The organism is Fibrobacter sp. UWB10 (genome assembly GCF_900182935.1).
Lineage (GTDB): Bacteria > Fibrobacterota > Fibrobacteria > Fibrobacterales > Fibrobacteraceae > Fibrobacter > Fibrobacter succinogenes_O.
The window spans coordinates 474,156-486,379 of record NZ_FXUE01000002.1; the positions used below are offsets into that span (position 1 = coordinate 474,156).

At 52.5% G+C, this 12,224-nt stretch carries 10 protein-coding genes; 5 read left to right on the top strand and 5 right to left on the bottom strand.

The features are described 5' to 3' along the window. Positions 1–100 precede the first annotated feature (100 nt). Entirely contained in the window at positions 101–1,012 is a 912-nt protein-coding gene (locus QOL41_RS06560; protein ID WP_283429111.1) for a DMT family transporter, read from the top strand. Positions 1,013–1,044: 32 nt separating this feature from the next. Beyond that, positions 1,045–1,311, top strand: coding sequence for a hypothetical protein (locus QOL41_RS06565; protein WP_163438152.1), 267 nt, complete (start codon positions 1,045–1,047; stop codon positions 1,309–1,311). Positions 1,312–1,328: 17 nt separating this feature from the next. Here QOL41_RS06565 and QOL41_RS06570 read toward each other — a convergent pair whose 3' ends face one another. Beyond that, positions 1,329–3,692, bottom strand: a complete 2,364-nt coding sequence (locus QOL41_RS06570) for a sodium-translocating pyrophosphatase (protein ID WP_283429112.1) — start codon at positions 3,690–3,692, stop codon at positions 1,329–1,331. 96 nt (positions 3,693–3,788) lie between these two features. Here QOL41_RS06570 and QOL41_RS06575 point away from each other — a divergent pair, with 96 nt between their 5' ends. The 3 genes from QOL41_RS06575 (at position 3,789) to prfB (ending at position 6,608) form a co-directional block, all read left to right on the top strand. After that, a complete protein-coding gene (locus tag QOL41_RS06575) occupies positions 3,789–4,310 on the top strand; it encodes a nitroreductase family protein (protein WP_173566733.1) in 522 nt (173 codons plus the stop codon). Positions 4,311–4,490: 180 nt separating this feature from the next. Then, positions 4,491–5,501: a peptidylprolyl isomerase gene (locus QOL41_RS06580; protein WP_283429113.1), complete on the top strand. Its 1,011-nt coding sequence runs from the start codon at positions 4,491–4,493 to the stop codon at positions 5,499–5,501. Further along, a protein-coding gene (gene prfB, locus QOL41_RS06585; RefSeq protein WP_283429114.1) for a peptide chain release factor 2 occupies positions 5,501–6,608 on the top strand; the annotation gives its coding sequence in 2 pieces (ribosomal slippage) (positions 5,501–5,572 and positions 5,574–6,608; 1,107 coding nt in all). Before QOL41_RS06580 ends, prfB begins: the two co-directional genes overlap by 1 nt. A 70-nt stretch (positions 6,609–6,678) precedes the next feature. Here the strand turns inward: prfB and QOL41_RS06590 are convergent. From QOL41_RS06590 to aqpZ, 4 genes are all read right to left on the bottom strand, one after another. Further along, on the bottom strand, positions 6,679–6,849 hold the full coding sequence (locus tag QOL41_RS06590) for a hypothetical protein (protein WP_283429115.1): 171 nt from the start codon (positions 6,847–6,849) through the stop codon (positions 6,679–6,681). Between the two features lie 79 nt (positions 6,850–6,928). After that, complete coding sequence (locus QOL41_RS06595; protein WP_085534894.1) at positions 6,929–8,593, bottom strand: diphosphate--fructose-6-phosphate 1-phosphotransferase; 1,665 nt, start codon at positions 8,591–8,593, stop codon at positions 6,929–6,931. Between the two features lie 177 nt (positions 8,594–8,770). Further along, entirely contained in the window at positions 8,771–11,164 is a 2,394-nt protein-coding gene (locus QOL41_RS06600) for a CotH kinase family protein (protein ID WP_283429116.1), read from the bottom strand. Between the two features lie 259 nt (positions 11,165–11,423). Next, positions 11,424–12,155 carry an aquaporin Z gene (gene aqpZ, locus QOL41_RS06605; protein WP_283429117.1) on the bottom strand — a complete coding sequence of 244 codons (732 nt, stop codon included), beginning with the start codon at positions 12,153–12,155 and terminating at the stop codon, positions 11,424–11,426. Positions 12,156–12,224: the final 69 nt, after the last annotated feature.

Sequence of the window (12,224 nt, forward strand, 5' to 3'; positions counted from 1 at the left end):
AAATTTTTGTTTACAATTGTGCTTTTTTTGCATTTTGTATGAAAAAAACAATTTTACCCCTTACAACTGGAGTCGGATTAGTCTAATTTATGCATCGAAAATGATTATTCGGGAATCCATAGGTAAAAAACAGCATGCTCTAGTGAAGTCTGCACTCAAGGGTTTTGTTTTTGCAGCCCTTTCGGCTATCTGCTACGGCACGAATCCGCTGGGTGCGCTCCACTTGTATGCACAGAACTATTCGCCCGAGACGGTGCTTTTTTACCGATTCTTTACGGCGGCATTGTTGCTGATGATCGTCATGCTATCCAAGGGCTCGCACTTTAAAATTTCGTTTCGCGAGTTCCGTGCGCTAGTCGCGTTCGGCTTCTTGTTTGCCGCGAGTTCACTCACGTATTACGCCTCGTTCAAGTACATGGATGCGGGGCTAGCCTCTACGCTTCTGTTCCTTTATCCGCTCGAAGTCTCGGTGCTCATGGCGATTTTCTTCAAGGAAAGAATCAAAATTTGGACAGTCCTTTCGATTGTGATTTCGATGGCGGGCATTGCGCTTTTGTATCGTGGGGGAGACGGCGCAACGCTCAGTTCGGTGGGTTGCCTGCTCGTGTTCTTGTCGTCCATAAGTTACGCCATTTATATGGTGATGGCGAACCGCATCAACTTGCAGATGGGCTCGGTCAAGATGACTTTTTATGCCATCTGTTTTTGCATGTTCTTCTTGTTGCTTTATTCGGTGACGCTCGGTTCAGGGCTCCCGCCGCTCTTTACGCAGGCGAGTTCCTGGGGCTGGGGCTTTATGCTGGGCCTTGTGCCGACGGTGCTTTCGCTCATTTTCATGGTGAAGGCGGTGCGTATTGTGGGTTCTACACCGACGGCGATATTGGGCGCTCTGGAGCCTGTGACTGCAGTGACGATAGGCGTGACTGTCTTTGCCGAAACGCTGACGACGCGCATTATGGCGGGCATCATCTTGATCCTTTGTTCCACCATTTTGATTGCCGTAAAGAAATAACCCACTGCCAACTATTTACTATAATTGCCGATATGCAGTGCACATGTTCTGTTTGCAACAAGGAATTTAACGATAAGGTGGGGATGTCCCCGCTGGAAAGCAACCTTGCAATCCGTGTTCGGAACAAGGTCGGGAACATTTGTCCGGATTGCCGCGCAGAAACATGCAAAACCAAGCGCGGTCGCTGGCGCATGTTCTTTTACGACCTGAAAATCGGTCTGCTTTGCCTTTTGCTGCTGTTGCCCGTATTCCTGCTCTTTGCGGGAATTATTGTTGTGCTCGCGCTTTATGTGCTGTAAAGCTTGAGCTCGTTTGGCTAGAGTCCGCCGACCGCGACGATGACGCCTGCGAACACGAGACTCACCATCGTCATCAATTTAATCAAGATGTTCAGCGAGGGGCCCGCGGTGTCCTTGAACGGATCGCCTACGGTATCGCCGACAACGCCTGCCTTGTGACATTCGGAGCCTTTCCCGCCGAAGTTTCCTTTTTCGATATATTTCTTGGCGTTGTCCCAAGCACCGCCTGCGTTGTTGAGCATGCAGGCGAGCGAGAATCCGCAAGCGAGCCCACCGGCGAGCAGGCCGAATACGCCTGCGATTCCCATGAACAAGCCTACAACCACCGGAACAATGACGGCGAGAAGCGAAGGCAGAAGCATTTCGCGCTGGGCTCCGTGAGTCGAAATTTCGACGCATTTGGCGTAGTCCGGCTTGCCTGTTCCTTCCATAATGCCGGGAATTTCCTTGAACTGGCGGCGGACTTCCTTGACCATGGATGATGCTGCACGGCCGACCGCCTTGATGGTCATGGCGCAGAAGACGAAGGTCATCATGCAGCCGATAAAGAGACCGCCAAGAAGCATGGGGTTCATCAGGTTCAGGTTGAAAGCGTTCATGAAATCGCCGAACGAAGCGTCTGCAATAGAGAGCGCTGCGAGCGAACCGTCGTTTGCGATGGCCTTGATGCCGCCTTCTAGAATTTGCCAATGCGAATTGTTTGTAGCTGCTCCAGAGGTGAGCGCGGTAGAACTGCTGAAGAAGGTGACGTTGCCGAATTCGAATGCGCCGTCGTGGGCGAATTTGCCGAGCCAGAGCTTGATTTCTTCGACATAGGAGGCGAGGAGTGCCATGGCGGTAAGGGCTGCAGACCCGATGGCAAAACCCTTGCCTGTCGCTGCGGTCGTATTGCCGAGCATGTCGAGTTCATCAGTGCGTTCGCGGACTTTCTTGGGGAGTTCTGCCATTTCGGCGTTACCGCCCGCATTGTCGGCAATGGGCCCGAAGGCGTCTGTTGAAAGCGTGATGCCGAGGGTCGATAGCATACCGACGGCCGCGAAACCGACTCCGTAAAGCCCCTGCGAAATGTTACTGAAACCGCCTGCAAAACCGAAGGAGGCGAGAATGCCGAGAACGATGGTAATCACCGGGAGGGCGGTGGAGTACATGCCGACCGAAATGCCTTCGATGATTGTCGTGGCGGGGCCCATCTGCGTGCGCGAAGCGATAGCGCGGGTGGGCTTGTAGGCGTCGGAGGTATAGAACTCGGTAAACTGTCCTATGATGACGCCAGCGGCAAGGCCTGCGACGACAGATCCGAAAATGCCCCACGAAATGAGTCCCAACTTGACAAAGACAAGGAGCGCCAAAAGAATAAGGATCGAAGATCCGAGCGTTCCGACGAGAAGGGAATGCAAGAGCGACTTGGTGTTGGCGTCATCTTTGGTGCGCACCATGAAAATGCCGACAATCGAAAGAATGATGCCTATTGCCGCGACAAGCATCGGGGCGATGACATGGTGCATGCTCATGCCAGGAAGGGCCGCGCCGAGCGCCGCTGTCGCCAAGATGGATCCGCAGTAAGATTCGTAGAGGTCTGCACCCATGCCCGCAACGTCTCCGACGTTATCGCCGACGTTGTCGGCGATGGTGGCGGGGTTTCGCGGATCGTCTTCGGGAATTCCCGCTTCGACTTTACCGACCAAGTCTGCACCGACATCGGCCGCCTTCGTGTAGATACCCCCGCCAACGCGGGCAAAGAGCGCTTGCAGCGAGGCTCCCATGCCAAAGGTCAGCATGGTGGTTGTCACTTCGGCCATCTTGGCGTGACCGAAAGCCGGATTCGTAATCAAACCGTCCGAAAAGTCCATCGAAATTTTGCTTGCAAGGGTAGCGCCCATGCCGAAAATATTATGGTCGTAAATGAAGTTCAGAAGGTAGAACCAGATGGAAATATCGAGCAGGCCAAAGCCGACGACAATCAGTCCCATGACCGCGCCAGAACGGAATGCCGTGACGAGGCCTTGGTTCAGGCTCTTGCTTGCGCCCGCGGCAGTTCTTGAACTTGCCTGCGTTGCCGTTTTCATGCCTAAGAATCCGCAGAGCCCGCTAAAGAAACCGCCGGTGAGGAATGCGACCGGAACAAAGGGATTCTGGATTCCGAGGAATGCGAGAATCACGAAAATGAGGAACAGAATGGCGAATACGACCGAGACGGTCCTGTATTGGCGCTTGAGGTAGGCGAGTGCCCCTTCGCGGACATAACCCGCAATCTCTATCATGCGCGGCGTTCCTTCATCCATTTTCATCATGGATTTGAAGAATAGGAATGCCGCTACGAGGGCGAGAATTGACGCTGCCGGAACAGTGTACCAAAAAACAGGAATGCTGAATGTTTCCATAAAAGACTCCTTTGATACCGTTTTTGGGGCGGATTTCTATATAAATCTATACTGAAAATGGCGGAATAGGAAAAAATAAAATGCTAAAATTATGCTATGGAATTCATTAAACTCGCTCAAAATCGTTACAGCTGCCGCAAATTCAGCGACAAGGCTGTGGAACCCGAAAAACTCTCCCTCGTGCTCGAAGCAGGACGCCTTTCTCCGACGGCCGTGAATGGCCAGCCGGTGACGGTGAAAGTGCTCAAGTCGGAGGCCGCTCTTGCCAAGCTCCGCGGCATTACCCGCATGGCCTACAACGCCCCCGTGGTGCTCATGGTCTGCTACGACAAGGACAAGTGCTATTCTCCCGTGACCTACCACGACGATTTTGTGAGTGGCGATATGGATTCGAGCATCGTGACGACTTCGATGATGATGCAGGCGACCGACCTCGGCCTTGCCACCTTGTGGGCTCGTGGCTTCAACGCTTCTGAAATCGAAAAGGCCTTCGACTTCCCGGCAAACCTGAAACTCGCGTGTTTCTTGGATGTAGGCTACGCTGATCCTGCCGAAGGCGGCCCCTCGCCGAGACACCCCGTGCGTAAGCCCATGAGCGAATTCGCAGAAGAAATATAATTGGCAATTTTGATGCCTTCATTGAATGCTAGATAACGGGTCTTAAAAAGGCTATTTTACTATATGGCACTCCTTCGGAGTGCATATAGTATGGCTCGGCCATGCCAAAAACATAATGTTTTTGTCGCGGCTCTCGCCTTTTTCTATATTTACACCGGAAAATTTTAAAAAGGAATAAAAATGCGTTCTTTTAAATTTGTTTCTCGCGGTATTTTGACGGTCGCTTTGGCTGCCGGTATCGCCTCTGCTCAGTTGTTGAATTCCAAGAGCCTGGACGTGATTCGCGTCGAAAAGGTCGGTATTTCTGCCGGTAAGATTGATAGCCTTGCTAAAATGCTCGGCGAACAGCAGTTCCGTGGCAAGAAGATTGATGATAAGACCATGACTCAGCTCCGTTATGCCGTTATCGATAACTTGGTGGGTCAGGAACTCATTAAGCTCGAAGCCAAGAAGTTGGGTATCAAGGTTTCTCAGGGTAAGGTCGATAGTTTGACCAAGCTCTTCAAGGCTCAGTTCCCGAGCGAAGACGCCTTCCAGAAGGAACTCAAGAAGTCTAACACCACCATGGCTCAGTTCAAGGAAAAGATTGAAGACCAGCTGAAGAGCGAAGCAATCCTTGAAAAGAAGGTGCCGTATCCGAAGGATCCGACCGAAAAGCAGAAGGAAGCTTTCTGGGAACTCAACAAGACTAAGGTGCAAGTTAACGACTCCATTAGCGGTGCCCGCATCGTGATTTACACCAAGGGCAAGTCCAAACAGGAAATCGAAGACGCTAAGGACATGCTGAAGGGCCTCGCCGCTCAGGTGCGCAGCAAGAAGGCTACGTTTGCTCAGCTCGCTGCCATGTACAGCGACGACCAGACCGCCAAGAAGACTGGCGGCGTGATGGCTAAGTTCGTTGCCAAGTCTAAGGGTGATGCTTTTGTGAAGGCCGTGAACAAGATTAAGGTGGGCGAAATCACCGAAGTTTATACCGATAAGGACGGCGTTGCCATCTTTATGTTGACTGAACGTAACGATGGTAAGTACGAAAGCTACAAGCACCAGATCGACTACATTCTGCGTATGCAGGCCGAACAGGAACGTCAGGCTCAGCTGAAGGCTTACCTCGATGGTCTTGGAAAGGCTTACAAGGTTCAGTACCTCGACGCTAAGTACACTCCGCCGCAGGCTATCGGAGCTTCTAAGTAATGGCTTTTCAGACAACTCACACCGGGCTAATCGATTTGCGTACGCGCATCGATAAGCTCTGGGGGTATCTTTGACTTAGAGGCCAAGACCGAAGAACTTTACGTTTTGGAAAAGGACTCCGCCGACCCGAACCTGTGGAATGACCAGGAAAAGGCGCAGTCCATGATGAAAAAAATCGGCAATCTGCGAGCCCTGCTGGACTCGTGGAAAGAAGTTTCGCAGAGTTGCGATGACTTGGCCGAACTTTATGAAATGAGCAAGGCGGAAGAATCCGCTGACCTGACTGCATCGATTGATTCCGATATCGCTGAACTCAAGTCGAAGATTGAGGCGATGGAATTCAAGAAGATGCTGAATGGTCCGGATGATGCTTGCGCATGCCTGCTTTCCATTCACCCGGGCGCAGGCGGCACCGAGTCGCAGGACTGGGCTTTGATGCTCTTCCGCATGTATACGCACTTCTTCGAACGCGAAAACATGGACTTCAAGGTGGTCGACTTCCAGGAAGCGGAAGACGCCGGCCTCAAGAGCGCGACCATCGAAGTCACTTGTGAAAACGCTTACGGCTTGCTCCGTTCGGAAATCGGCGTGCACCGCCTGGTGCGCATCAGCCCGTTCGATGCAAACGCCCGCCGCCACACGAGCTTTACCGCCGTGTACCTGTACCCCGAACACGAAGACATCGAATTCGATTTGGATATGGCTGACGTGCGCGTGGATACTTACCGCAGTAGCGGTGCCGGTGGCCAGTACATTAACAAGACGGACTCCGCCGTGCGTATGACCCACTTGCCGACAGGAATTATGGCAAGCTGCCAGACCGAACGTAGCCAAATCCAAAACCGCGAAACCTGCTACAAGATGCTCAAGACCATGGTCGCTGAACATTACCGCTTGGAAGAAGAAGCCAAGCGCGATGCTCGCATGGCCGAAAAGAAAAAGGTCGAATGGGGTAGCCAGATTCGTAGCTACGTGTTGCAGCCTTACCAGTTGGTGAAGGACCTGCGCACTGGCGTCGAAACCTCGGATACCGCAGGCGTGCTCGACGGCAAAATCAAGCCGTTCATCAACGCGTACCTGCTGAGTACAAGCGAAGGGCAGAAGTAGTAGACAGATTGCAGTTGGCCGTTAGCAGTAGGATGTTGAAAGTGGCGGGCTATTGCCCGCCATTTTTCTTTTACTTCAAGTTGTACTTTTCCTTGAGGGCGATGCGCTCTTCGTCGGAAAGGCTCTTCAAGTACGAGCGCCAGCCGGGGCAGAAGTTGATGTGGAACCGCCAGAAGCGCCCGATAAGCGATTTGGGATTCTTGTCATACTGAGCGCGGAATTTGCAATTTGCACAGGCCATAGTGTAGCTCCTTTTCAGTAAACATAAAAAATCCCTGCAGAGAACTGCAGGGATCGAAATTCAAGACGATGTTTATCGCTTACTTGACTTTAATGGCGCCGCGTTCCAACTTAATCGTAAAGTTGGTCACGTCGCAAACTTCGCTCGGACCCCAGTACTGGATCGGACCCGGATAGGTGTAGGATTCAGTCTTGGCCCAAACTTCGCGGTTCTTGGCGAAGAACTTGAACGGAGCGCCGTCGAGTTCAACGAGAGCCTTCTGGATCACCGGCTTGTCGGCACCGTGACGACGTTCGATGTTCATCATCATGGTGATAGGAATGCCACCGGCAGTCCACTTTTCGATACCCTTGGTCAGGTCACGCACAGAGCTCATGTAGCCGTTCATCTTGTTGAAGGCGAGCACAGAAGCGGTGTAACCGAGGCTGTAGCAGTAGTCGGCGTCGAAGTTCGACGGAGCGGCGCAGCGGCCTTCGTAACCGAAGAAGTGGTTGAGGGCAGAGAACTTGCCCTTGAAGTTCTTGCGGCTCTTGAGTTCCTTCTTCACCATTTCGATGACGAGCTTTTCGGTTTCGATGAGGGAAACCTGCACGTTGCCGTGGCTGTCGCGGTCGAGCATCAGCTGGCCCTGAGTGGTGGAGGGGAGGCTCTTGAGGACTTCGGCGGAAGCCTTAGAGATCCAGTTGCAGAGCTTTTCAACCTTGGCGGCGGTGTCGAGGCCTTCGACTTCCTTTTCGTGGTGGGCGAGGGCTTCAGAGAGTTCGGAAATGAGCACGCCGACATCCGGGATGAATTCGAGGAGGCCTTCCGGAATCAGGCAGACGCCGAAGTTCTTGCCGTCAGCAGCACGGGCAGCGACGATGTCTGCAACGTACTTGATGACCTGCTTGAGCTTCATCTTCTTGGCCTTGACTTCTTCAGAGATCAAGCAGATGTTCGGATGGGTCTGGAGAGCGGCTTCGAGAGCAATGTGGGAAGCGCTACGGCCCATGAGCTTGATGAAGTGCCAGTACTTCTGAGCGGAGTTGGCATCGCGCATGATGTTGCCGATGAGTTCGGAGTAGGTCTTCACGGCGGTGTCGAAACCGAAGGAGGTTTCGATGTATTCGTTCTTGAGGTCGCCGTCGATGGTCTTCGGGCAGCCGCAAACCACGCAGCTTGCGCCGTTGGCCTGGAAGTATTCACCGAGAACAGCAGCGTTCGTGTTGGAGTCGTCACCACCGATGATCACGATAGCGTCAAGCTTCTGGGCCTTGGCAACAGCCATGCACTTCTTGAACTGTTCTTCAGTTTCGAGCTTGGTACGGCCGGACTGGATGATGTCGAATCCACCGGTGTTGCGGTAGGAGTCCATGATCTTTTCGTTGATCACGATGAACTTGCCGTTTTCGAGGCCGGACGGACCGCCGAGGAAGCCGAGGAGCTTGGAATTCTTGCTGATGCTCTTGATACCGTCGAAGATACCTGCAATCACGTTGTGTCCACCAGGAGCCTGGCCACCGGAGAGCACCACGCCCACGTTGAGGGCCTTACCGGCTTGAGCCTTGGTAGCCTTCTTCATGGAAATGTAGGGAGCACCGTAGGTGTTCGGGAACAGAGCCTTGATCTTGGCCTGGTCGCGCACAGATTCGGTAGCCTTACCCTTGTTGAGAGAGACCTTGAGAGCGCCGTCGCGGAGAGCGGCGGGGAGTTTCGGCTGGTAGGCCTTGCGGGCCTTGCCGAGGACGGACAGATTGTCAGCCATTGTTTCTTCCTTTTGATTTTTCGACGGCTCGCATGTTGCGACGCACATCGGTTTTCGGGTTAAAAATTACGTATGCAAATATAGAAAACTAGTTTTTGCATTTCAAACTTATTGCACAAAAAAAGTGGAAACGTTGAGTTTCCACTTTTGGGTATTTTATGGGAGAGTTAGCTTTAATTATTTGAACACAGCAGTAAAGTTTGCGCCGTTTGTCAATTGAACTTTTCTCGGATTTTCGGTAGAACCGTCAGACCAACCAGAGAATACACGGCCCGGTTCAGGAACGGCTGTAAGCACCATGTCTACGCCAGTAAAGAACTTGCCCTGATAATTGCTGCTCGGGAGTCTCATGCCGTCAGCAAGAATCGTGCCGTTTCCGTTTGCGGTGATGCTGACGGTGGTTTCGCCTTGGAGACCAAAGTAGTTCGCCAATTCCTGTCTGAAAGTCTGCGTGCGGTTTTGTGCGAATTTTAAGAGATCGCTACCGCTGGGAGACCAGTTGAATGCCGACTGATTGCGCGGCCAGCGCTGTTGGTCGCGAGACTGTTCGGAAGAGGGAATCATCGCACTCATTTTCTGCACGGCCTTCTGGACTTTTTCATAGGTCAGGTAGTCGTTCAGGAGAATGCAACCCTGGTTGATGAACAAGTGCTTGAATTCGGGGTTTGCAAGGAGCTTTTTCAGCATGTTACCGATGGTGGTATTTGCGCCGCCACCGAAGCCCCAGCCGCCGCCGATGCCGCCACCAATGCCGCCGCCCATGCCAGGCCATTGTCCTTGTCCGGGGTCTTGTCCGCCAGGCTGTTGACCATTTCCTTGGCCGTTATCCATGGTGGCGCTACCTAGCACCCATTGGAACATATTCTGGCTTTCGGTATCGAATCCTGAAATGCCCGGAGAGAATCCGTAGCCGTGGTCCACGTCGAAAATCATGAACTTGAACGGGATTCCGTTCTGAGGGCTGCCCCAAGCACGAATGTTGTTATTTGGCCAGTCGCCGTTATGGATATACATTTCGGCAATCATGTACTGGGCGAAACTGTTGACGTTCATTTTTTCTTTGAGTTGCGCGTATTGTTGGTTGTTTTCGCCTTCGAAGTTTCCGCTGGTAATCGAGTTGGTCAGCTGGCCAAATTCTGCGCTAGAGGCTCCGTTGGTGCCGCTGGGCGCCCATCCGTTCATGCAGCCGTTGTCTCCGTTGCTGCAGTTCTTGACGACGTTAATGGATTTAGAATCAATGCCATAATTTGTTTCTACAAAACTTCTGTTCAGGCGTTCGCGCAAGTCGTGAATGCCGAAGTATTCGCCGTTGTAGAATACGACTACTTGCAGGCTGCGCTGGTAGTCCACATCGGTACCTTCCATAAGGCTTACAAGCATCGGGTCGCCGAAATAGTCGGTCCAGAATCGGTTACCGTTGTTGCGGAGGTTGAAGCTCTTCATTTTCTTGGCTTCGGGGCGGGTCGAGAAGAATGAATACTTGAGAACCTTGTCGCCGTAGTTGTCGTTGTCCATCTTGATGGCGACACTCTTTTTGGGTTTGTAGCGACTCCAGTTTCCGATAATCGAAATGCCTGCGTCAATTTCCCACGTTTTTTCAGTCGTAGCACTTCCTTTTTCGAAGTATTCCACGTGCACGGGGAGTTCGTCATCGCGCCAGAAGTTTGCCTGTTGGCAGGGCTCGGTGCATTTCGGGTTGCTGTTGTCCGAGACGTTGCCTCCGCCAAAGTTCATGCCGCCGGGCATACCGCCCATGCCGCCACCGTTCAAATCACCAGTTGCGTAAAGGCCTGCACTGGAGTCGAACATGTCGTGATGATTCACGGTAAGGGCAACCACCGGCATCGAGACGTTTTCGTTGATGAAGTAGGTCTGAGTCGTGGTATCGGCGGGCTGACCGTTTACGAATTCAGAGCAGCGGATAACGGTATTTTGGGTAATCTGCTTTGACTGCGTGATCGATTCGGAATTCTGGGTGGGGAAGGAGCCGTCAAAAGTACACTTGATCTGGCCACCTTTTTTCGGGGTCGGAGGGTCAATGGTCAGGCTCTTGTAGAAACCGGCCTTCGGCAAGAAACTTTCTTTGGGTTTGTGGTTATCGTCGTATTCCTTGAGTCCACTCGAAGAAGAGGCTACCGGAATGTAGATGTCTCCGGTAGAAGAGCTAGAAACGCCTGGTTGAGGGGGGACAACTGAGCTGTTGGGGTCAGAGGAACTGTAAACGGTTGCTACAGAACTTGAACTTACAGGAATTGTGGCGCTGCTTTCGGGAACAGGATCGGTAACGACCACGGGAACCGTGACAGTTTCACCCGTGCTCGGGTCTACCACTTCAATGGCGGGAACAGTATCGCCCGTACTGGGGTCTACATACGGAACAGTGGGGGTGATTACACCTGTATTGGGGTCGACATAATCGCCTGTGACGGGGTCAATATACGGGGCGTTGGGATCGTTGCCAAGTTCGCCGGATGGTGTTTCAGTAATCGGGTTTGTGTCTTTAGGATCGTCTGAACAACCAATCAGCAACGCGCCTGCGACAACCGATAGTAATAGTGCTTTTTTTTGCATAATTTGCCCCTTGTATTACAACCCTTATACACCAAGCTATAAACTATAATGTTTTAAGGTGAAAAAGCCCTTTGTTAAGGTATTATTTACAGCTATTTTGGGTGGGTTTGGCACGTTTTGCGGGTGTTTAAGTTTTACATGGGGTGAAATGTCCCGAATTTTTGTTTTTGTAAAAATTTCGCAGGTTTTTGTGTAAAAATAAATGCCCGAACGCGGGGGTTCGGGCATTCAAAGTGAGTATGAAAATTGAGCTGTCTGATTACTTTTTTGCGCACTTGCATTCGGCGATGCACTTGTAAGCGATGCCGCCGATTACGCCACCGAGAATCGGGGCTACCCAGAAGAGCCAGAGCTGCTTGATGGCAGCGCCGCCAACGAATACAGCCATAGCGGTAGAGCGGGCCGGGTTCACAGACGTGTTGGTCACCGGGATAGAGATAAGGTGGATAAGTGTGAGGCAGAGGCCGATGGCGATCGGGGCGAAGCCTGCCGGAGCGCGACCGTCGGTAGCGCCCATGATCACGAACAGGAAGATGGCCGTGAGCACAGTTTCAATCAGGAATGCAGAAAGCATGCCAGAGGTCTTGCCGCCAAAGGCGTTCAGGCCGTCCTTGAGGGAATCGGACCAGCCGTTAGTAGCGAATGCGCCGATGCCTGCGTTAGTGAGGTCGGGGTATGCAATCACGTAAAGGAGCGCTGCTGCGATGATACCGCCAATAACCTGGGCGACGATGTAGGCTGGGGCATCCTTAGCGGGGAAGCGACCGCCGGCAACCTGACCGAGTGTGACAGCCGGGTTCAGGTGGCAGCCCGAAATGTGACCGATGGCGTATGCCATGGTGAGCACCGTAAGGCCGAATGCCAGCGATACGCCCACGTAACCGATACCGGTGGTGGGAACGCCGCAAGCGAGCACGGCTGCACCGCAGCCGCCAAACACAAGCCAGAAGGTGCCGATAGCTTCGGCAATAGCGCGAGTAGAAAGTTTCATTTGAATTTTCTCCATATTGGGGTTAAGAGTCTTTGTTGAATATAACAAAAAGACCCCGCGAAAAACCGC